Raw genomic sequence first — 24,760 nt, forward strand, 5'->3', positions numbered from 1 at the left:
AGTACGCACTGGTACTCGCACACACTCTCACCACCCTGAGCACGGACTCACACCCAGAGGGGCAGCACGCACATGTCGACCGACGACAAGGTCCTCGACTACCTGAAGCGCCTGACCGCCGACCTGCGGCAGACCAAGCAACGCCTGCGCGAGGTCGAGGAGAAGGCGGGCGAGCCGATCGCGATCGTCGGCATGAGCTGCCGCTTCCCCGGTGGCGCGAACTCGCCCGAGGGCCTGTGGCGGCTCGTCGAGTCCGGTGCGGACGCGGTGTCCGGGTTCCCCGTCGAGCGCGGCTGGGACGTGGAGTCCCTCTACGACGCGGACCCCGACCACTCGGGCACCACGTACACACGTGAAGGCGGCTTCCTGCACGAGGCGATGGAGTTCGACGCGGACTTCTTCGGCATCTCGCCGCGCGAGGCCCTCGCCATGGACCCGCAGCAGCGACTGCTCCTGGAGACCTCCTGGGAGGCGCTCGAGCGGGCGGGCATCGACCCCAACTCCGTACGCGGCAGCCGCGCCGGAGTCTTCGTCGGCACCAACGGCCAGGACTACGCACAGCTCCTGATGGCCAATCAGGAAGCAGTCGAGGGGTACGCGGGTACGGGCATCTCGGCGAGCGTCATCTCCGGCCGCGTGTCGTACACGTTCGGCCTCGAAGGCCCGGCGGTCACCGTCGACACGGCCTGCTCCTCCTCCCTGGTCGCCCTGCACCTGGCGGCGCAGGCACTCCAGAAGGACGAGTGTGAACTGGCGCTCGTCGGCGGTGTGACGGTGATGTCCACACCGGGCTCGTTCATCGAGTTCAGCCGCCAGCGCGGCCTCTCCGCCGACGGCCGCTGCAAGGCGTTCGCCGATGCCGCCGACGGCACGGGTTGGGGCGAGGGCGTCGGCATGCTGCTCGTGGAGCGTCTGTCCGACGCTCAGCGCAACGGCCACGAGATCCTCGCTGTCGTACGGGGTTCGGCGGTGAACCAGGACGGCGCGTCGAACGGTCTGACCGCTCCGAACGGCCCGTCCCAGCAGCGTGTGATCCGCCAGGCCCTCACCGGCGCGGGCCTCGCCCCGGGCGACGTGGACGTGGTCGAGGCGCACGGCACGGGCACGACGCTCGGTGACCCGATCGAGGCGCAGGCGCTCCTCGCGACGTACGGCCAGGACCGTGACGCGGACCGGCCGTTGTGGCTGGGTTCGGTGAAGTCGAACATCGGTCACACGCAGGCCGCTGCCGGTGTGGCGGGCATTATCAAGATGGTCATGGCGATGCGGCATGGTCTGCTCCCGCAGACCCTGCACGTCGATGAGCCGTCCTCACACGTGGACTGGTCGGCGGGCGCCGTCGAGCTCCTGACGGAGTCTCAGCCGTGGCCGGAGACGGGTCGTCTGCGGCGTGCGGGTGTGTCGTCGTTCGGTGTGAGTGGCACGAACGCACACGTGATTGTGGAGCAGGCTCCTGTTGCCGAGCCGGTGGAGGCCGTGGAGCCGACGTCGCACGACGACGGTGGTGTGGCGCCGTGGGTGTTGTCGGCGCGGAGTGCGGAGGCGTTGCGGGAGCAGGCGGCGCGGCTCGTTTCGGGGGCGGCTGACCTGAGCCCTGTGGATGTGGGTTTCTCGCTGGCGACGACGCGTGCGGTGTTGGAGCAGCGTGCGGTGGTTGTGGCGGAGGGTGCGCAGGACCGGCTTGCGGCTCTGGCCGCGCTGGCGGAGGGCAGGCAGGCGGCGGGGGTGGTGACGGGTGCGGCCGTCACCGGCCTGCTGGGTTTCCTGTTCTCGGGGCAGGGTTCGCAGCGGCTGGGGATGGGTCGTGAACTGGCTCAGCGTTTCCCGGTGTTCGCTGCCGCTCTGGACGAGGTGCTTGATCTGCTGGCGCCTGAGGTCCGTGAGGTTCTCTTCGGTGAGGACGCGGATGCGCTGAACGAGACGGGTGTGACGCAGCCTGCGTTGTTCGCGGTGGAGGTGGCGCTGTTCCGGCTTCTTGAGTCGTGGGGTGTACGTCCTGATGTGCTTGCTGGTCACTCGATCGGCGAGCTTGCAGCGGCGCATGTCGCGGGTGTGTGGACGCTGTCCGACGCGGTCAAGGTCGTGTCGGCGCGTGCGGGTCTGATGCAGGCGCTGCCCGAGGGCGGCGCGATGGTCGCGATCCAGGCGACCGAGGGCGAGGTCGCGGCCGACTTGTCGGAGACGGTGGGCATCGCGGCGGTCAACGGGCCTTCCGCAGTGGTGATTTCCGGTGTCGCCGCTGACGTGGAGGCCGTGGGGGAGAAGTGGCGTGAGGCGGGCCGCAAGGTCACCAAGCTCCGCGTGAGTCACGCGTTCCACTCGCCGCTGATGGACCCGATGCTCGATGACTTCCGCGCGGTCCTGGAGAGCGTCTCCTACGAGGCTCCCACGCTTCCCATCGTCTCGACGCTGACGGGCCAGCTGGCCACGGCCGACGAGCTGACGTCCCCCGGCTACTGGGTGCGGCATGTCCGCGAGTCGGTGCGCTTCGCCGACGCCGTCGTGGCCTTGCGCGAGCAGGGCGTCGCCGTGTTCGTCGAGGTCGGCCCCGGCGGCACGCTGGCCGCACTCGGCCTGGGGAGCGCGCCCGACGCGGTGTTCCTGCCCGCGCTGCGCGCGGACAGGTCCGAGGAGACCGCGCTCGTCACCACGGTCGCCGCGCTGCACACGCGGGGCGTGGCGATCGACTGGACCGCCTACTTCGCGGGCAGCGGGGCGCGCCGCGTCGATCTGCCGACGTACGCCTTCCAGCGTGAGCGTTTCTGGCTGGACGCCCTGCCGGTGGGTGAGGGCGTCGGGCGGATGTCTCCGGTGGAAGCGCGGTTCTGGGAGGCCGTGGAGGAGGGCGATGTCGCGGACTTCGCGCGGACGCTGGACATGTCGTCGGAGGACCCGCTGAGTGCGGTGTTGCCCCGGCTTTCCGCGTGGCGCAAGGAGCAGCGGGACCGGTCCGCCGTGGAGGGCTGGCGGTACGGGGTCGAGTGGCGGTCGGTGGCCGCCGGGACTCGGCGCCTCGATGGCACGTGGTTGGTCGTCGCTCCGGTGGGCGAGGACCGGACCGAGTGGGTGCGGGAGGCACTGGTCAGGAACGGCGCGCAGGCGCATGTCCTGACGGTGGACCTGGAATCGGTCGACTGGGCCGAGCAGTTGAACGAGCTGCCCGTGCTGAGCGGTGTCGTCTCGCTCCTGGGGCTCGCGGACGCGGGTGTCGCGCACACGGTGGGTGTGGTGCGGGCGCTCGGCGTGGCGGGTGTGTCGGCGCCGTTGTGGTGCCTGACGTCGGGGGCGGTGTCGGCGGCGCCGGGCGACCTGGTGGCCGGGTTCGAGCAGTCGATGGTGTGGGGTCTCGGCCGGGTGGCCGGGCTGGAGCAGTCCGGTCGTTGGGGCGGTCTGGTCGACTTGCCGGAGACGGCCGACGTGGCGACGGGTGACCTGCTGGCTTCGGTCCTCGCCGGGGCGAGTGGCGAGGACCAGGTCGCCGTACGCGGAGGCGAGATCCTCGGTCGGCGCCTCGTGCCCGCCCCGGTGGGCAAGGTGCTGTCCGGAGAGGGCTGGACGCCGCGCGGCACGGTCCTGGTGACCGGCGGACTCGGCGCGCTCGGCGGGCATGTGTCGCGCTGGCTCGCGGGCAACGGCGCCGAGCACCTGCTGCTGACCAGCCGTCGTGGGCTGGCTACCGACGGAGCCGAGGACCTGTGCGCGGAGCTGACCGCGCTCGGCGCCCGCGTCACGGTGGCGGCCTGCGACGTCGCCGACCGGGATGCCCTGGCGGAGCTGCTGGCCTCGGTGCCCGAGGAGTTCCCGCTCACGGCCGTGGTGCACGCGGCGGGCGTGGAGCGTTCGGCGTCCCTCGCCCACCTGGAGGCCGACGACCTCGCCGGCGTGCTCGCCGCCAAGGCCGACGGCGCGCGCAACCTGCACGAGCTGCTCGCCGACGCGCCGTTGGACGCGTTCGTGCTGTTCTCCTCGATCGCCGGTATCTGGGGCAGCAGCGGCCAGGGCGCCTACGCGGCCGCCAACGCCTACCTGGACTCCCTCGCCGAGCACCGCAGGGCGGCGGGTCTGCCCGCCACCGCGGTGGCCTGGGGCCCGTGGGCCGACGGCGGCATGGTCGCCAACGCGGGGAGGCACGCCGCGGCGCAGCTGCGTCGGCTCGGCCTGCCCGCGATGGCCCCGGCGGCCGCGATCATGGGTCTGGCCACGGCGCTGGACAGGCGTGACGGGAACGTCGCCATCGCCGACATGGACTGGGAGCGGTTCGCGGCCACGTTCACGGCGCAGCGGCCGAGCCCGCTGCTGAGCGAACTCCCGCAGGTGCGGGCCATGTTCGAGGTCAAGGCGGCCGAGCAGGGTTCGTCGGCGCTCGCGCAACGACTCGCGGGTCTGGACGCGGCGGAGCAGGAGCGGCAGCTCACCGAACTGGTGCGGTACGAGGCCGCGGCGGTTCTGGGACACGTGTCGGCCGACGCGTTCTCCGCGAACCGTGCCTTCCGTGACCTCGGCTTCGACTCGCTGACGGCGGTGGAGCTGCGCAGCCGACTGAGCGAGGTCACGGGCATGGCCCTGCCCTCGACCCTGGTCTTCGACTATCCGACCGCTGCTGATCTCGCGGCTCACCTGCGGACCGAACTGTCCGGTGCGGGCGTGGACTTCGCGCCCACGACTCCCGCGCTCACATCCGGTGTGGCGGACGAGCCGATCGCGATCGTGGGCATGGCGTGCCGTTTCCCGGGCGGCGTCACCAGCCCCGAGGGACTGTGGCAGGTGCTGCTGTCCGGCGAGGACGCGGTGTCGGACTTCCCGACCGACCGCGGCTGGGACCTGGAGGGGCTGTACGACCCCGACCCGGACGGCGTGGGGACCTCGTACTCGCGCTCGGGCGCGTTCCTGTCGGACGTGAGCGGCTTCGACGCGGCCTTCTTCGGCATCTCGCCGCGCGAGGCCCTCGCCATGGACCCGCAGCAGCGGCTCCTCCTCGAAACCTCCTGGGAGGCCATCGAGCGCGCGGGCATCGACCCGAACGCGATCCGCGGCGGGCGCGTCGGCGTGTTCGTCGGCTCGAACATGCAGGACTACACCCACGTCATAGGCGAGTCCGCCGAGGACGTCGGCGGCTACGTGGCGACGGGCAACGCGGCGAGCGTGGCCTCCGGACGCCTCTCCTACACCTTCGGCTTCGAGGGCCCCGCGGTCACGGTGGACACGGCGTGCTCGTCGTCCCTGGTCGCCCTGCACCTCGCCGCGCAGGCCCTGCGCTCGGGCGAGTGCGAGATGGCGCTCGCGGGCGGTGTGACCGTGATGTCGACGCCGGGCGCGTTCATCGAGTTCAGCCGCCAGCGCGGCCTGGCTCTGGACGGCCGCTGCAAGGCGTTCGCGGATGCCGCGGACGGCACGGGCTGGGGCGAGGGCGTCGGCATGCTGGCCGTCGAGCGGCTCTCCGACGCGCAGCGCAACGGTCACAAGATCCTCGCCGTCGTACGCGGTTCCGCGGTGAACCAGGACGGCGCGTCCAACGGGCTCACCGCCCCCAACGGCCCCTCCCAGCAGCGCGTGATCCGCCAGGCCCTGGAGACCGCGGGTCTCACCCCGTCCGACGTGGACGCGGTCGAGGCGCACGGCACCGGCACCAAGCTCGGCGACCCGATCGAGGCGCAGGCGCTCCTCGCGACGTACGGCCAGGACCGGGCCGGTGAGCCGCTGTGGCTCGGTTCGATGAAGTCCAACATCGGTCACACGCAGGCCGCGGCCGGTGTCGCCGCTGTCATCAAGATGGTCATGGCGATGCGCCACGGCGTCCTGCCCAAGACCCTCCACGTGAACGAGCCTTCCTCGCACGTCGATTGGTCGACCGGCGCGGTCGAACTCCTCACCGACGAGCGTGCGTGGCCGGACGTGGACCGGCCGTGGCGGGCCGGTGTGTCGTCGTTCGGCTTCAGCGGCACGAACGCGCACGCCATCATCGAGCAGGCCCCTGCCGTCGAACAGGACGAAGCCCCGGAGACGCCGGCGCGCGACGCCGGTGCGGTGGTGCCGTGGGTGCTGTCCGCGGGCGACGAGGGCGCGCTGCGCGACCAGGCGGAGCGCCTCCTGTCCCTCATCGACGAGCACGAGCCCGTGGACGTCGGCTACTCGCTCGCCACGTCGCGCGCGAGGCTGAGCCACCGCGCGGTGGCCGTCGGCGCCGACCGCTCGGAGCTGCGCGCCGCGTTGGAGGCGCTGGCCGAGGGTCGGCCGACCGGTGGCGCGGTCACGGGCGTGGCCGACGAGCCGGGCCGGGTGGGTTTCTTGTTCTCGGGTCAGGGGTCGCAGCGGCTGGGGATGGGTCGTGAACTGGCCCTGCGTTTCCCGGTGTTCGCTGAGGCGCTGGACGAGGTGCTTGATCTGCTGGCGCCTGAGGTCCGCGATGTCCTCTTCGGTGAGGATGCCGATGCGCTGAACGAGACGGGTGTGACGCAGCCTGCGTTGTTCGCGGTGGAGGTGGCGCTGTTCCGGCTCCTTGAGTCGTGGGGCGTACGTCCTGATGTGCTGGCTGGTCACTCGATCGGTGAGCTCGCTGCGGCGCATGTGTCGGGTGTGTGGTCCCTTGCCGACGCGGTCAAGGTCGTGTCGGCGCGTGCGGGTCTGATGCAGGCGCTGCCCGAGGGCGGTGCGATGGTCGCGATCCAGGCGACCGAGGACGAGGTCGCCGCGGACCTGCCGGACGGCGTCGGTATCGCGGCGGTCAACGGGCCCTCGGCGGTGGTGATTTCCGGTGTCGCGGCTGATGTGGAGGCTGTGGGGGAGAAGTGGCGTGAGGCGGGCCGCAAGGTCACCAAGCTGCGGGTGAGTCACGCGTTCCACTCGCCGTTGATGGACCCGATGCTGGACGAGTTCCGTACGGTGCTTGAGGGTGTTTCGTACGAGGCTCCCTCGATCCCGATCGTGTCGACGCTGACGGGTCAGCTGGCTACGGCCGACGAGCTGACGTCTCCCGAGTACTGGGTGCGTCACGTGCGTGAGTCGGTGCGTTTCGCCGACGCGGTGAGCGCGCTGGTCGCCGAGGGCGTGGGCACGTTTGTCGAGGTCGGCCCCGGCGGCACGCTCTCCGCCCTGGGTCAGGATTCCGCGCCGGACGCCGGGTTCGTCCCCGTACTGCGTACCGAACAGACGGAGGAGACCGCGCTCGTGTCGGCGCTGGCGCGGCTGTGCGCGCGAGGCGTGCGCACGGACTGGGAGGGCTTCTTCGCCGGTCGTGGCGCGCGGCGCGTCGACCTGCCCACGTACGCCTTCCAGCGTGAGCGCTTCTGGCCCGACACGCTGCCCACGGTCGGTGACGTCTCCGCGGCCGGGCTCGGTGCGGCTGAGCACCCGCTGCTCGGTGCCGCTGTCGCCGTGGGTGACACGGACGGCGCGCTGCTGACCGGCAGGCTGTCGGTGCGGACGCACCCGTGGCTCGCCGACTTCGCGGTGCGCGGCTCGACCCTGCTGCCCGGCTCCGCGTTCGTGGAGCTGGCGATCCGCGCGGGCGACCAGGTCGGCTGCGACCTGATCGAGGAACTGACGCTGGACACCCCCCTCGTCCTGCCCGAGAACGGCTCCGTGCGCGTGCAGGTCTGGGTCGGCGGCGCGGACGAGTCGGGCAGGCGCGAACTGACCTTCTACTCCAGTGAGGGCGACGCCGACGACGCCGGTGCGTGGCACCGGCATGCCACGGGAGTGCTGCGGTCCGGCGCGAGCGCCGCCGCGGCCCCTCTGGGCGAGTGGCCGCCTGCCGGTGCGGAGGCCGTGGACGTCGACGGTCTCTATGACGGACTGCTGGGATCGGACCTCGAGTACGGTCCGGTGTTCCAGGGTCTGCGGGCCGCCTGGCGCAGTGGCGACGAGGTGTTCGCCGAGGTCGCGCTGCCCGACGGCGTGAAGGCCGACGGCTTCGGTCTGCACCCGGCGCTGCTCGAAGCGGTACTGCCCGCCATCGGGCTGATGGACGCGACGGATGTCCCGGAGGGGCTGCCGTCTTCGTGGTCGGGTGTGCGTCTGCACGCTTCCGGGGCGACCGAGCTGCGGGTGCGGCTCGCGCTCACGGGTCCGGACCGGGTGTCGCTGACGGTCGCGGACGGTTCCGGTGCCCCGGTGGCCACCGTCGACTCGCTGGAGCTGCGCCCGGTGGCGCTGCCCCGGCAGGAGCGGGAGGCGCTGTTCGGTGTCGACTGGGCGTCGGTGCCGGTGGTCGAGGACGCTGTGTCGTCCGTGGAGTGGGTCTCTGATCTGGCTGAGTCTTCGGCTGAGTTGGCGGACTTCGTCGCCCTGTCGTGCCCGGTCGAGGCCACTTCCGACCCGGCGGCCGACGCGCACGAGGCGGCGCACTGGGCGCTTGGTGCGATCCAGATGTGGCTTGCGGAGGAGCGGTTCGAGGCGTCGCGCCTGGCCGTGGTGACGCGTGGCGCGGTCGCCACCGCCGACGGTGAGGACGTACGTAATCTCGCTCATGCAGCGGTGTGGGGCCTGGTGCGCTCCGCGCAGTCGGAGAACCCCGATCGGATCGTCCTCGTCGACCTCGACGAGGAGCCGGAGTCGGCGGACATGCTGCCTTCTCTCCTGGCTTGTGGTGAACCGCAGTTGGCAGTGCGTGCGGGTGCCGCAAGTGCCCCGCGCCTGGCGCGGGCCCAGCAGTCCGTGGTGGACGAGCTGGGCTTCGGTGACGGTGCGGTCCTGATCACGGGTGCGACCGGCACCCTGGGTGGTCTGGTCGCCCGGCATCTGGTAGCCGAGCGTGATGTGCGCAGTCTGCTGCTGGTCAGCAGGCGCGGCGCCGACGCCGAGGGGGCCGCGGAGCTGCGCGATGAACTCGTCGCGCAGGGCGCCGAGGTGACGTTCGCGGCGTGTGACGTGTCCGACCGGGATGCGGTCGCGGCCCTCCTGTCCGCGCACGAGATCTCGGCCGTCGTGCACACCGCAGGTGTGCTCGATGACGGCACGATTGGTTCGTTGACACCGGAGCGTATCGATGGTGTGTTCCGGCCCAAGGTGGATGCCGCCTGGCATCTGCATGAGCTGACGCAGGACCTGGACCTGTCGGCGTTCGTCCTGTTCTCCTCCGTGGCTGGTGTGTTGGGCGGTCCGGGTCAGGGCAACTACGCGGCGGCGAATACATTCCTGGACGCGCTCGCCCAGCACCGCCGCGCGAGCGGTCTGGCCGCGACGTCGCTGGCCTGGGGCCTGTGGGCGGATGCGTCCGGCATGGCGGGCAGCCTGGATGAGGCGGATGTGCGGCGGATGGCGCGTGGCGGTGTGCTGCCGCTGCGGTCGGTGGAGGGCCTGGCCCTGTTCGACGCGGCGGGTCGCACGGGGCGTGCGCTGCTGGCGCCCGTGCCGCTGGATCTGGCCGCGTTCCGCAAGCAGGCGCGTACCCAGTCGGTGCCGCATCTGCTGCGCGCGCTGGTGCGTGGTGCGACCCGTCGGACGGCGGTGGCGGGGCGTGTGGCGCGTTCCGGGCTGGCGCAGTCGCTGGTGGGGATGTCGGCGGCCGAGCGCGAGAAGACGCTGCTTGACCTGGTGTTGGGGCATGTGGCGGTGGTGCTCGGGCACAGCTCGGCGCATTCCGTGGCGCCTGAGCGGGCGTTCAGGGAGCTCGGGTTCGACTCGTTGAGCTCCGTCGAGCTGCGCAACCGGCTGAATGTGGCCACGGAGCTGGCGCTCCCCGCCACGCTGGTCTTCGACTACCCGACCCCGGCCGCGCTCGCCGCCTACCTCGGCGCCGAACTGCTGGGCGGCGTCGTCGATGCCGTGGTCGACAGTCCCGTATCGACGGGTGTGGCCGATGAGCCGATCGTCATTGTGGGGATGAGCTGCCGCTTCCCGGGTGGGGTGAGTTCGCCCGAGGATCTGTGGCGGCTCGTCGAGTCCGGTGCGGACGCGGTGTCGGAGTTCCCGGCCGACCGAGGCTGGGACCTGGACTCTCTCTACGACCCGGACCCTGAGCACTCGTTGACCACGTACAGCCGCATGGGTGCCTTCCTGGACCAGGTGGCGGATTTCGATCCGGAGTTCTTCGGCATCTCGCCGCGCGAGGCCCTGGCCATGGACCCGCAGCAGCGACTGCTCCTGGAGACCTCGTGGGAGGTCTTCGAGCGTGCGGGCATCGATCCGCAGGCGATGCGGGGCAGCCGTTCCGGCGTGTTCGTCGGCACCAACGGCCAGGACTACATGGCCCTGTTGATGGCCGCGCAGGAGATGGTCGAGGGGTACGCGGGCACGGGCATCTCCGCGAGTGTCATCTCCGGTCGCTTGTCCTACACCTTCGGCCTCGAAGGCCCGGCGGTCACGGTCGACACGGCCTGCTCCTCGTCCCTGGTCGCCCTGCACCTCGCCGCGCAGGCCCTCCGGTCCGGTGAGTGCGAGATGGCCCTCGTCGGTGGCGCGACGGTGATGTCGACGCCGGGTGCGTTCGTCGAGTTCAGCCGCCAGCGCGGTCTTGCGGAGGACGGCCGGGTCAAGGCGTTCGCCGATGCCGCCGACGGTACGGGTTGGGGCGAGGGCGTCGGCATGCTCCTCGTGGAGCGTCTGTCGGACGCGCAGCGCAACGGCCACGAGATCCTCGCGGTCGTACGGGGCTCTGCGGTGAACCAGGACGGCGCGTCCAACGGCCTCACCGCGCCCAACGGCCCCTCCCAGCAGCGCGTGATCCGCCAAGCGCTCGCCAGCGCCGGGCTCGTCGCCGCCGATGTGGACGCGATGGAGGCGCATGGCACGGGCACGAAGCTGGGTGACCCGATCGAGGCGCAGGCGCTCCTCGCCACGTACGGCCAGGACCGTCCCGCAGACCGGCCGCTCCTGCTCGGCTCCATCAAGTCGAACATCGGTCACACGCAGGCTGCGGCCGGTGTGGCGGGTGTGATCAAGATGGTCATGGCGATGCGCCACGGCGTACTGCCCCAGACGCTCCACGTCGACGAGCCGTCCACGCACGTGGACTGGTCGGCCGGCGCTGTGGAGCTCCTGACGGAGGCCAAGCCGTGGCCTGCCGCAGACCGGCCGTGGCGTGCGGGTGTGTCGTCGTTCGGTGTGAGTGGCACGAACGCGCATGTGATTGTGGAGCAGGCTCCTGTTGCCGAGCCGGTGGAGGCCGTGGAGTCGACGGCGCACGACGACGGTGGTGTGGTGCCGTGGGTGTTGTCGGCGCGGAGTGCGGAGGCGTTGCGGGAGCAGGCAGCGCGGCTGGGTTCGGGGGCGGCTGGCCTGAGCCCTGTGGATGTGGGTTTCTCGCTGGCGACGACGCGTGCGGTGTTGGAGCAGCGTGCGGTGGTTGTGGCGGAGGGTGCGGAGGAGCGGCTTGCGGCGCTGACGGCGCTGGCGGAGGGCAGGCAGGCGGCGGGTGTGGTGATGGGTGCGGCCGTCACCGGCCCGTTGGGCTTCTTGTTCTCGGGTCAGGGGTCGCAGCGGTTGGGGATGGGGCGTGAACTGGCGTCCCGTTTCCCGGTGTTCGCTGAGGCGCTTGAGCAGGTGCTCGCGGAGTTCGATCCGCAGGTGCGTGAGGTGCTCTTGGGTGAGGACGCGGACGCGCTGAATGAGACCGGGGTGACGCAGCCTGCGTTGTTCGCGGTGGAGGTGGCTCTCTTCCGGCTCTTTGAGTCGTGGGGCGTACGCCCTGACGTGCTGGCTGGTCACTCGATCGGCGAGCTCGCAGCGGCCCATGTGGCAGGTGTGTGGTCCCTCAAGGACGCGGTCAAGGTCGTTTCCGCTCGTGCAGGTCTGATGCAGGCGCTGCCCGAGGGTGGCGCGATGGTCGCCATCCAGGCAACGGAAGAAGAGATCGCCGGAGACCTGTCGGAGACCGTCGGTATCGCGGCGGTCAACGGCCCGTCGTCGCTGGTCGTTTCCGGTGTCGCGGCTGATGTGGAGGCTGTGGAAGAGAAGTGGCGTGAGGCGGGTCGCAAGGTCACCAAGCTCCGCGTGAGCCACGCGTTCCACTCGCCGCTCATGGACCCGATGCTCGATGACTTCCGCCAGGTCCTGGAGAGCGTCTCCTACGAGGCTCCCTCGATCCCGATCGTCTCGACGCTGACGGGCCAGCTGGCCACGGCCGACGAGCTGACGTCTCCCGAGTACTGGGTGCGCCACGTGCGTGAGTCGGTGCGTTTCGCCGACGCGGTGAGCGCGCTGGTCGCCGAGGGTGTGGGCACGTTCGTCGAGGTCGGCCCCGGCGGCACGCTCTCCGCCCTCGGCCGGGAGTCCGCGCCGGACTCCGCCTTCGTGCCGGTGTTGCGCACCAACCGTCCGGAAGAGTCCGCTCTGACCACCGCACTCGCCGAAGTGCACATCCGGGGCGCCCAGGTGGATTGGGACGCCTACTTCGCGGGCAGCGGGGCCCGTCGCGTCGACCTGCCGACGTACGCCTTCCAGCGCGAGCGCTACTGGCTGGACGTGGTGCCGGGCGCCGGTGACGTGTCGGCGGCGGGGCTCGGTCCCGCCGAGCATCCGCTTCTTGGCGCGACGGTGGTTCTCGGTGGCACGGACGGTGTGCTGCTGACGGGTCGTCTGTCGACGCAGACGCATCCGTGGTTGGCGGATCACGCGGTCATGGGGTCGGTTCTACTGCCGGGTACGGCGTTCCTTGAGCTGGCGGTCCGTGCGGGTGATCAGGTCGGGTGTGACCTGGTGGAGGAGCTGACGCTGGAGACGCCGCTCGTCCTGCCCGAGAGCGGTGCGGTGCGGGTGCAGGTCTCAGTCGGTGCCGAGGACGCGTCCGGCGGGCGCGAGCTGGCCTTCTACGCCAGCGCGGGTGACATGGAGGACGGTCGTTCATGGACCCGGCACGCTACCGGTGTGCTGCGCTCCGGCGGACGTTCCGGCGGGGAGGCGCTGGTCGCGTGGCCGCCCGCCGGTGCGGAGTCCGTGGACCTGGACGGGTTCTACGAGAACATGGCGGAGGACGGCTTCGGCTACGGCCAGGTGTTCCAGGGCCTGCGGGCCGTCTGGCGCGAGGGCGAGACGCTGTTCGCCGAGGTCGCGCTGCCTGAGGGCGTGCAGGCGGAGGGCTTCGGCCTGCACCCGGCGCTGCTCGACGCCGCGCTGCACGCCACCGGCGTTACGCGGGCGGTCGACGACCCGGGCAAGCTGCCGTCTTCGTGGTCGGGTGTGCGTCTGCACGCTTCCGGGGCGACCGAGCTGCGGGTGCGGCTCGCGCCCACCGGTTCGGACGGTCTGTCGTTGACGGTCGCGGACGGTTCCGGTGCCCCGGTGGCCTCCGTCGACTCGCTGGAGCTGCTTCCGGCCGTTCCGGTCCAGGCCGCCACCGACGCGCACGACGATGCGCTGTTCGGTGTCGACTGGGCGCCGGTGACGTTGGTCGAGGACGTCGCCCCGACGGTCGAGTGGGCCAGCGACCTTGCCGAACTGGCTTCGTCGAGCACTGAGTTGGCCGACTTTGTCGCCCTGTCGTGCCCGGTCGAGGCCACCTCCGACCCGGCGGCCGACGCGCACGAGGCCGCGCACTGGGCGCTCGACGCGGTCCAGACGTGGCTCGGTGAGGAGCGGTTCGACGCCGCGCGTCTGGTCGTCGTGACGCGTCGCGCCGTGGCCACCGAGGACGGTGAGGACGTACGCAATCTCGCCCATGCCGCTGTCTGGGGTCTGGTGCGCTCGGCGCAGTCGGAGAACCCCGACCGGATCGTCCTCGTCGACCTCGATGAGGCTGCTTCCCTCGATGTGCTGCCTGCTGTATTGGCCACGGGTGAGCCTCAGTTGGCGCTGCGTGCGGGTGTTGCCAGCGCCCCGCGCCTGGCCCGCGCCGCCCGGTCTGTGGTGGACGAGCCGGGCTTCGGCACGGGTGCGGTCCTGATCACGGGTGCGACCGGCACCCTGGGCGGCCTGGTCGCCCGGCACCTGGTCGCCGAGCGTGACGTGCGCAACCTGCTGCTGGTCAGCAGGCGTGGCGCCGACGCCCAGGGAGCCGCAGAGCTGCGCGATGAACTCGTCGCGCAGGGCGCCGAGGTGACGTTCGCGGCGTGTGACGTGTCCGACCGGGATGCGGTGGCAGCCCTTCTGTCCGCGCACGAGATCTCCGCCGTCGTGCACACCGCGGGTGTCCTGGACGACGGCGTGATCGGCTCGCTCACTCCCGAGCGGATCGACGGTGTGTTCCGGCCCAAGGTCGATGCCGCCTGGCATCTGCACGAGCTGACGCAGGACCTGGACCTGTCCGCTTTCGTGATGTTCTCCTCCGCCGCCGGTGTGTTCGGCGGTCCGGGTCAGGGCAACTACGCGGCGGCCAACGCCTTCCTCGACGCGCTCGCCCAGCACCGCCGCGCGAGCGGCTTGGCCGCGACATCGCTGGCCTGGGGCCTGTGGGCGGATGCGTCCGGCATGGCGGGCAGCCTGGACGAGGCCGATGTGCGGCGGATGGCGCGTGGCGGTGTCCTGCCATTGCGGTCGGCGGAGGGCCTGGCGCTGTTCGATGCGGCGGGTCGCACGGGCCGTGCGCTGCTGGCGCCCGTGCCGCTGGATCTGGCCGCGTTCCGCAAGCAGGCGCGTACTCAGCCGGTGCCGCATCTGTTGCGCGCGCTGGTGCGTGGTGCGACCCGTCGGACGGCGGTGGCGGGGCGTGTGGCGCGTTCCGGGCTGGCGCAGTCGCTGGTGGGGATGTCGGCGGCCGAGCGCGAGAAGACGCTGCTCGACTTGGTGTTGGGGCATGTGGCGGTGGTGCTCGGGCACAGCTCGGCGCATTCCGTGGCGCCTGAGCGGGCGTTCAGGGAGCTCGGGTTCGACTCGTTGAGCTCGGTCGAGCTGCGCAACCGGTTGAACGTGGCCACGGAGCTGGCGCTCCCCGCCACGCTGGTCTTCGACTACCCGACCCCGGCCGCGCTCGCCGCCTACCTCGGCGCCGAACTACTGGGCGGCGTCGTCGATGCCGTGATCGACAGTCCCGTATCGACGGGTGTGGCCGATGAGCCGATCGTCATTGTGGGGATGAGCTGCCGGTTCCCGGGTGGGGTGGGTTCGCCCGAGGACCTGTGGCGGCTCGTCGAGTCCGGTGCGGACGCGGTGTCGGAGTTCCCGGCCGACCGCGGCTGGGACCTGGACTCTCTCTACGACCCGGACCCTGAGCACTCGTTGACCACGTACAGCCGCATGGGTGCCTTCCTGGACCAGGTGGCGGATTTCGATCCGGAGTTCTTCGGCATCTCGCCGCGCGAGGCCCTGGCCATGGACCCGCAGCAGCGGCTCCTCCTGGAGACCTCGTGGGAGGTTTTCGAGCGGGCGGGCATCGACCCCAACTCCGTACGCGGCAGCCGTTCCGGCGTGTTCGTCGGCACCAACGGCCAGGACTACACGGCCCTGTTGATGGCCGCACGAGAGAACGTCGACGGCTATGTGGGCACCGGAAACGCCGCGAGCGTCATCTCCGGCCGCCTGTCCTACACGTTCGGCCTCGAAGGCCCGGCCGTCACGGTCGACACGGCCTGCTCCTCCTCCCTCGTCGCCCTCCACTGGGCGAGCCAGTCCCTGCAGAAGGGCGAGTGCGAGATGGCGCTCGTCGGCGGTGTGACCGTGATGTCGACGCCGGGCGCGTTCATCGAGTTCAGCCGCCAGCGCGGGCTGGCCGAGGACGGCCGGGTGAAGGCGTTCGCCGACGCCGCCGACGGCACCGGCTGGGGTGAGGGCGTCGGCATGCTCCTCGTCGAGCGGCTCTCCGACGCCCAGCGCAACGGCCACGAGATCCTCGCCGTCGTACGGGGTTCCGCGGTGAACCAGGACGGCGCGTCCAACGGCCTCACCGCCCCCAACGGCCCCTCCCAGCAGCGCGTGATCCGCCAAGCACTCGCCAGCGCCGGGCTCTCCGCCGCCGATGTGGACGCGATGGAGGCGCACGGCACGGGCACCAAGCTGGGTGACCCGATCGAGGCGCAGGCCCTCCTCGCCACGTACGGCCAGGACCGTCCCGCAGACCGGCCGCTCCTGCTCGGCTCCATCAAGTCGAACATCGGTCACACGCAGGCGGCGGCCGGTGTGGCGGGTGTGATCAAGATGGTCATGGCGATGCGCCACGGCGTACTGCCCCAGACCCTCCACGTCGACGAGCCGTCCACACACGTGGACTGGTCCGCGGGCGCCGTCGAGCTCCTGACGGAGTCTCAGCCCTGGCCGGAGAGCGGTCGCCTGCGTAGGGCGGGTGTGTCGTCGTTCGGCGTGAGCGGCACCAACGCGCACACCATCATCGAGCAGGCCCCCGAGACCGAGCGGACGGAAACCCCCGAACCGCTGCCCGTCGACACCGTCGACACCGTCGTCCCGTGGGCGTTGTCGGCGCGGAGCGCGGAGGCGCTGCGCGAGCAGGCGGCGCGTCTGAAGTCCTTCGTGGAGGCGTCGGGTGACCTGTCCGTACTGGATGTGGGCCGTGCGCTGATCTCCTCGCGTGCGGTGTTGGAGCACCGCGCGGTGGTGGCCGGCGCCGACCGGTCGGAGCTGCTCGACGCGCTGACGGCGGTGGCCGAGGGTCGGCCTACCGGTGGCGCGGTCACGGGTGTGGCTGATGAGCCGGGCCGGGTGGGTTTCTTGTTCTCGGGTCAGGGGTCGCAGCGGCTGGGGATGGGTCGTGAACTGGCGTCCCGTTTCCCGGTGTTCGCCGAGGCGCTGGACGAGGTGCTTGATCTGCTGGCGCCTGAGGTGCGTGAGGTCCTCTTCGGTGAGGACGCGGACGCGCTGAACGAGACGGGCGTGACGCAGCCTGCGCTGTTCGCGGTGGAGGTCGCGCTGTTCCGGCTCCTTGAGTCGTGGGGCGTACGTCCTGACGCCCTTGCTGGTCACTCGATCGGTGAGCTGGCTGCCGCGCACGTCTCTGGTGTGTGGTCCCTGAGCGACGCCGTCAAGGTGGTCTCCGCGCGGGGCCGGTTGATGCAGGCGCTGCCCGAGGGCGGCACGATGGTCGCCATCCAGGCAACCGAGGAAGAGGTCGCCGGGGACCTGCCGGGCACCGTCGGCATCGCCGCGGTCAACGGCCCGAACTCCGTGGTCGTCTCCGGTGTCGCCGCCGACGTGGAGGCCGTGGCCGGACGGTGGCGCGAGGCGGGCCGCAAGGTCACCCAGCTGCGGGTCAGCCACGCGTTCCACTCGCCGCTGATGGACCCGATGCTGGACGACTTCCGCCAGGTCCTGGAGAGCGTCTCCTACGAGGCTCCCTCGATCCCGATCGTGTCCACCCTGACCGGCGTGCGCGCCACCGCCGACGAGCTGGGCTCGCCGGACTACTGGGTGCGCCACGTACGCGAGTCGGTGCGCTTCGCTGACGCGGTGAGCACGCTCGTCGCCGAGGGTGTGGGCGCGTTCGTCGAGGTCGGCCCGGGTGGCACGCTGTCCGCCCTCGGCCGGGAGTCCGCGTCGGACGCCACCTTCGTCCCCGCCCTGCGCGGTGAACGTCCGGAGGCGCTGGCGGTCACGACGGCCGCGGGACACCTGCACGTACGCGGTGTGACCGTGGACTGGGACGCCTTCTTCGCCGGTCACGTGACGCGCCGTGTCGACCTGCCCACGTACGCCTTCCAGCGCGAGCGCTACTGGCCCGACGTGCTGGCGGCGGTCGGCGACGTGTCGGCGGCCGGGCTCGGTGCGGCTGAGCACCCGCTGCTCGGTGCGGCCGTCACCCTCGGTGGCACCGAAGGCGTGCTGCTGACCGGGCGCCTGTCCGTGCAGACCCACCCGTGGCTCGCCGATTCCGTGGTGCGGGGCTCGACCCTGCTGCCCGGCTCCGCGTTCGTGGAGCTGGCGGTTCGTGCGGGTGACCAGGTCGGGTGTGACCTGGTGGAGGAGCTGACGCTGGAGACGCCGCTCGTCCTGCCCGAGAGCGGTGCGGTGCGGGTGCAGGTGTCGGTCGGTGCCGAGGACGCGTCCGGTGGCCGCGAGCTGGCCTTCTACGCCAGCGAAGGCGACGTCGACGACGCCGGTTCGTGGACCAGGCACGCCACCGGCCTGCTCCGGGCGGGCGGTGGCGCAGGCGGGGAATCCCTCGTCGTGTGGCCGCCCGCCGGAGCCGAAGCCGTGGACCTGGACGGCTACTACGACCGCATGGCCGAGGGTGGCTTCGGCTACGGCCCCGCCTTCCGCGGCCTGCGCGCCGCCTGGCGCGTCGGCGACGAGGTGTTCGCCGAGGTCGCGCTGCCCGACGGCGTCAAGCCTGACGGCTTCGGTCTGCACCCGGCGCTGCTCGATGCCGCGCTGCACACCATCGGCCTCACGGCCGACGACGACGGCGCGGGACGGCTGCCGTTCTCGTGGTCGCGCGTGCGGCTACACGCCTCCGGCGCGACGGTGCTGCGCGTGCGGCTGACACCCGCGGGTCCCGCGGGCACGGACGCGGTGGCGCTGACGATCGCGGACGGGACGGGCGCTCCGGTGGCGAGCGTGGACACCCTGGTGCTGCGCCCGATGACGGCGACGGTGACGCGACAGGAGCAGGAGGCGCTGTTCGGCGTCGACTGGGTGCCGGTCCCGCCGTCCGACGGCGAGGCCCCGACGACACGGTGGACCGACCTGGCAGCACTGACCCGGGCACAGGACACGGATCAGCCCGATTTCGTGGTCCTGCCCTGCCCGGTCGAGGCCGGTGCGGATCCGGCGGCCGCCGCGCACTGGGCGCTCGACGCGGTCCAGACGTGGCTCGGCGAGGAGCGGTTCGACGCCGCGCGTCTGGTCGTCGTGACGCGTCGCGCCGTCGCCACCGAAGACGGTGAGGACGTACGGAATCTCGCTCACGCCGCCGTCTGGGGGCTGGTGCGCTCGGCGCAGTCGGAGAATCCTGACCGGATCGTCCTCGTCGACCTCGACGAGGAGGCGGCGTCGACCGAGGCGCTGCCTGCCGTACTGGCCACGGGCGAACCGCAGTTGGCGCTCCGCGCGGGTGCGGCGAGCGCCCCGCGCCTTGCGCGGGCCCGGCAGTCCCTCGTGGCCGACCCCGGGCTCGGTTCCGGCACGGTGCTCGTCACCGGAGCCGCCGACACCCTGGGCGGGCTCGTCGCCCGGCACCTGGTCGCGGAGCGCGACGTGCGCAGCCTGCTGCTGGTCGGCGGGCGCGGCGTCGAGGCCGCGGGCGCCGTGGAACTGCGCGACGAACTGACCGCGCGGGGCGCCGAGGTGACGTTCGCGGCCTGCGACGCCGCCGACCGCGACGCGCTGGCCGCCCTCCTTGCCGAGCACCGGATCTCCGCCGTCGTCCACACCACCGCTTTCGCGGACGACGACCGCACGACCGGCTCGCCGACCGGGGACCGGATCGACACCGTGTTCCGGCCCGGCGCCGACGCGGCGTACCACCTGCACGAACTGACCCGCGACCTGGACCTGTCCGCGTTCGTCCTGTTCTCCTCGGCGGCCGGTACGTTCGGCACGCCGGGGCAGGGCCTCCACGCGGCGGTCAGCACGTTCCACGACGCACTCGCGCAGCACCGCGCGGCGGCCGGTCTGCCCGCCATCTCGCTGGCCCGGGGCCCGTGGGAGACGGCAGGGGGGCCGCTGGACGGCGACACGCTGCCGACGACCGTCGACGGCGTGCACCCGCTCGGCACGGCCGAGGGCCTCGCCCTGTTCGACGCCGCGGCCTCCACAGGGCGCACGCTCCTCGCCCCCGTACCGCTCGACCTGCCCGCGCTCCACAAGCAGGCGCGCACCGAGCAGGTGCCGCACCTGCTGCGCGCACTGGTGCGCGGCACGGCACGCAGGGCCGCCGCGGCCGCCCACGTCGCCGGGTCCGCGCTCGCACAGTCCCTCGCGGGACTGACCGGGGCCGAGCGGGACAAGGCGCTTCTCGACCTCGTGCTCGGGCACGTGGCCGTGGTCCTCGGGCACGGTTCGGCGCACGCCGTCGCGCCCGAACGCGCCTTCAAGGAGCTCGGGTTCGACTCGCTGACCGCCGTCGAGTTCCGCGACCGGCTCAACGCGGCCACCGAGCTGCGGCTTCCCGCGACGCTCGTCTTCGACTACCCGACCCCGGCGGCGCTCGTCGCGTACATCGCCGCCGAACTCGCCGGGGCGCCCGTCGACGCCGCGCCCGCGCGCAGGACTCCGGCGGTGTCCGACGAGCCGATCGCGATCGTCGGCATGAGCTGCCGGTACCCCGGAGGCGCCAACTCGCCCGAGGAACTGTGGCGGCTCGTGCACGAGGGCGTCGACGCCATCAGCGAGTTCCCGACCAACCGGGGCTGGGACCTGGAGGCCCTGTACGACCCGGACCCCGACCACTTCGGCACCACCTACGCCCGCGAGGGCGGCTTCCTGCACGACGCCGACCGCTTCGACCCCGCGTTCTTCGGCATCTCGCCGCGCGAGGCCCTGGCCATGGACCCGCAGCAGCGACTGCTCCTGGAAACCTCCTGGGAGGCCTTCGAGCACGCGGGCGTCGACCCGACCGGGGTCCGGGGCAGGGACATCGGAGTCTTCGCGGGTACCAGCCTCCAGGACTACGACGCGCTCCTCGCGTCCAGTGAGGAGAGCGTCGAGGGATACGTCGGCACGGGCAACGCGGCCAGCGTCATGGCGGGCCGCCTGTCCTACACGTTCGGCCTCGAAGGCCCGGCCGTGACGGTCGACACGGCGTGCTCGTCGTCCCTGGTCGCCATGCACCTCGCCGCGCAGGCACTGCGGTCGGGGGAGTGCGACATGGCCCTGGCGGGTGGTGTGACGGTCATGTCGACGCCGGGCGCGTTCCTGGACTTCAGCCGCCAGCGCGGGCTCTCCGTCGACGGCCGGTGCAGGCCGTTCTCCTCGGACGCGGAGGGCACGGGCTGGGGCGAGGGCGTCGGCATGCTCGTCCTGGAGAAGCTGTCCGACGCGCAGCGCAACGGTCACCAGATCCTCGCTGTCGTACGGGGTTCGGCGGTGAACCAGGACGGCGCGTCCAACGGCCTCACCGCCCCCAACGGCCCCTCCCAGCAGCGTGTGATCCGGCAGGCGCTCGCCAGCGCCGGGCTCTCCGCCGCCGACGTGGACGTGATGGAGGCGCACGGCACCGGCACCAAGCTGGGCGACCCGATCGAGGCGCAGGCCCTCCTCGCCACCTACGGCCAGGACCGCCCCGCCGACCAGCCCCTGTGGCTCGGTTCGCTGAAGTCCAACATCGGCCACACGCAGGCCGCGGCAGGCGTCGGCGGCATCATCAAGATGGTCATGGCGCTGCGGCACGACACGCTGCCCAAGACCCTGCACGTCGCCGAGCCGACACCGCAGGTCGACTGGTCGACCGGCGACATCGAGCTCCTCACCGAGGCCAGGCCCTGGCCCGAGACGGGTCGGCCGCGCCGGTTCGCGGTGTCGTCGTTCGGCTTCAGCGGCACCAACGCGCACGCCATCGTCGAACAGGCACCGGTCACCGCGACCGCGACGCCGAAGACCGCACCGCGACCCGCCGCGTCCCCGCTGCCGCTGCTGGTCTCGGGACGGGGCGAGGACGCACTGCGGACCCAGGCGGAACGGCTCCGCGCCCACCTCGTGGCGCACCCGGACCTCGACCCGCTCGACGCCGCCGCCACCCTCGCGACCGAACGGCCCGCCCTCGGACACCGGGCGGTCGTCGTCGGCCGTGACCGCGACGAACTCCTCGCGAACCTCACGGCGCTCGTCGAGGGACGGACCGCGAACGAACTGGTCTCCGGCGTCGCAGGGGGACACCGCACCGCGTTCCTGTTCTCCGGCCAGGGTTCGCAGCGGCTCGGCATGGGCCGTGAACTGGCCGACGCCTACCCGGTGTTCGCCGAGGCCCTGAACCAGGTCCTCGCGGAGTTCGACCCGCAGGTGCGTGAGGTCCTCTTCGGGGAGGACACGGACGCGCTGAACGAGACGGGTGTGACGCAGCCCGCGCTGTTCGCGATCGAGGTGGCGCTGTTCCGGCTTCTTGAGTCGTGGGGTGTACGTCCTGACGTGCTGGCTGGTCACTCGATCGGCGAGCTGGCTGCGGCACATGTATCTGGGGTGTGGTCCCTGGCGGACGCGGCCAAGGTCGTGTCTGCTCGTGCGGGTCTGATGCAGGCGCTGCCCGAGGGCGGTGCGATGGTCGCGATCCAGGCGACCGAGGACGAGGTCGCCGCCGACCTGCCGGAGACGGTGGGCATCGCGGCGGTCAACGGGCCCTCGGCGGTGGTCATTTCCGGTGTCGCCGCCGATGCGGAGGCCGTCGCCGAGCGGTGGCGTGCGGCGGGCCGCAAGGTGACCCGGCTCCGGGTCAGCCACGCGTTCCACTCGCCGCTCATGCAGCCGATGCTCGACGAGTTCCGCTCGGTCCTTCAGAGCGTCACATACGAGGCTCCCGCGATCCCGATCGTGTCGACCCTGACCGGCGTCCAGGCGAGCGCTGACGAGCTGGCATCGCCCGAGTACTGGGTGCGCCACGTGCGCGAGTCGGTGCGCTTCGCCGACGCCGTCGCCACGCTGCGCGACCAGGGCACCGACCTGTTCCTGGAGATCGGCCCCGGCGGTGTGCTCTGCGCGCTCGGCCAGGAGACCGCGCCGGAGGCGGCCTTCGTCCCCGCGCTGCGCGGCGGCGACCGCTCCGAGACGCTCGCCGTGGCGGTCGCCGCGGGCAGGCTGCACGTACTCGGCGTACCCGTCGACTGGTCCGCACTGACCACCGGCGGCACCCACGTCGACCTGCCCACCTACGCCTTCCGGCGCGACAGGTTCTGGCCGGCCGTCGCCGACGCCCCCGCCGGTGACGTCTCCGGCGCCGTCGACGCCCGGTTCTGGGCGGCGGTGGCGGACGGCGACCTCGGTGAACTCGCCGCCGAGCTCGCCGTGTCGCCCGACGACTCCATCGCCACGGTGCTGCCGCGGCTCTCGTCGTGGCGGCGCGAACAGGCCGAGCACTCCACCGTCGACAGCTGGCGCTACCGCGTCACCTGGCAGCCGATGAGCGACCCCACCCCGGCGCTCACGGGCACCTGGCTCGTCGTCAGCAGGGACGGCACGGGGGAGGAGCCCGTCACCGCCGCGCTGAGCAGGCACGGCGCACGCGTCCTGTCGGTCAGGACCGGCGAGGCGACGGACCGCGCGGCACTCGCGGCGCGCGTGGCCACCGACGAGCCCGTCGCGGGCGTGCTCTCCCTGCTCGCCCTCGACCCCGAACTGCCCTCCGCGGGCCTGACCGCCACCCTCGCCCTCATCCAGGCCCTCGGCGACAACGACCTCGCCGCGCCCCTGTGGTGCGCGACGCGAGGAGCGGCCCGCACCGGCGGCTCCGACGCCCCCGCGAACCCCGACCAGGCGATGATCTGGGGCCTCGGCAGGGTCGCCGGACTCGAACAACCGGACCGCTGGGGCGGCCTGGTCGACCTCCCCGAGACGCTCGACGAGCGCGCGGGCACCCGTCTCGCGGGCGTCCTGTCCGCCGCGGGCGACGAGGACCAGCTCGCGCTGCGCAGCGGCGGACTGTTCGTCCGCAGGCTCGTCCGGGCCGCAGCGGGCCGCGTCGGGGACTGGAGCCCCAGCGGCACGGTCCTCGTCACCGGCGGCACCGGCGGGCTCGGCGCGCACATCGCCCGCTGGCTGATCGCCAAGGGCGCCGAGCACCTGCTGCTCACCAGCCGCCGCGGCCCGGCGGCCGAGGGCGCGGAGGAACTCCGGGCGGAACTCACCGCGTTGGGCGCCCGCGTCACGATCGCCGCCTGCGACGCCGCGGACCGGGACGCCCTCGCCGCCCTGCTCGCCACGGTGCCCGACGAGTTCCCGCTCACCGGGGTCGTGCACGCGGCGGGCGTCCTCGACGACGGCGTGCTGTCCGGGCTCACCCCGGAGCGACTGCACGCCGTGCTGCGGCCGAAGGTCGACGCCGCGATCAACCTGGACGAACTGACCAGGGACCACAAGCTGTCCGCGTTCGTGATGTTCTCCTCGCTCTCCGGCACGCTCGGCGGGTCGGGCCAGGCGAACTACGGGGCCGCCAACACCTTCCTGGAGACCCTCGCGGAACGACGCGCGGCGGCGGGCCTGCCCGCCACCACGGTCGCGTGGGGGCCCTGGGGCGGCGGCGGCATGGCCGAAGGGGCGCTCGGCGACTCCCTGCGCCGCCGCGGCCTGAACCCGATGGAGCCCGAGCAGGCCATCGCCGCGCTGGACCGGGTGGTCCGGCTCGGCGACCCGATGGCGCTCGTCGCGGACATCGACTGGGACCTGTTCGCCCCGACCTTCACCGCGGTACGGCCCAGCCCGCTCCTATGGGAACTCTCCGGCGGACCCGCCGCCCGCGACACCGCGGACGCGAGTGCACCGAGCGACCTCACGGCCCGACTGACCGCCCTGTCGGGACCCGAACGCGAACGCGCCGTGCTCGACATGGTGCGCGAGTACGCGGCGGCCGTCCTCGGCCACGACGGCACCAAGCTCGTCGAGCCGGGCCGGGCGTTCCAGGAACTCGGCTTCGACTCGCTGACCTCGGTCGAGTTCCGCAACCTCCTCAACGTGGCCACGGGCCTGAGCCTGCCCGCCACGCTCGTCTTCGACCACCCCACGCCGTCCGCGCTCGCCGCGTACGTACTCGACGCGCTGCCCGGCGGCGGCGCGCCGACCATCGACGCGGAACTGGACCGCCTCGAATCCGCCCTGTCCCTCCTCACGCCCGACGACGAGCAGAGCACCGCCGTCGGCACCCGACTCCGCGCGCTCCTCTCCATGTGGGACGAGGCGCACACCCGCACGGAACCGGCCGAGTCCGCCACGGACGCGCGTACGGCGACGGCGGACGAGCTGCTCGCGCTGCTCGACGAACAACTCGGCAACTCCTGAGCACCAGCCGCTCGCGCTGCTCGAC

1 protein-coding gene is annotated in these 24,760 nt (G+C 72.3%); it reads left to right on the forward strand.

Annotated features, from left to right (window positions below):
- Positions 1-72 precede the first annotated feature (72 nt).
- Complete coding sequence (locus KY5_RS37155; protein ID WP_098246318.1) at positions 73-24,735, forward strand: type I polyketide synthase; 24,663 nt, start codon at positions 73-75, stop codon at positions 24,733-24,735.
- Positions 24,736-24,760: the final 25 nt, after the last annotated feature.

The sequence above is a fragment of the Streptomyces formicae genome (assembly GCF_002556545.1).
In the GTDB taxonomy this organism is placed as follows: domain Bacteria; phylum Actinomycetota; class Actinomycetes; order Streptomycetales; family Streptomycetaceae; genus Streptomyces; species Streptomyces formicae_A.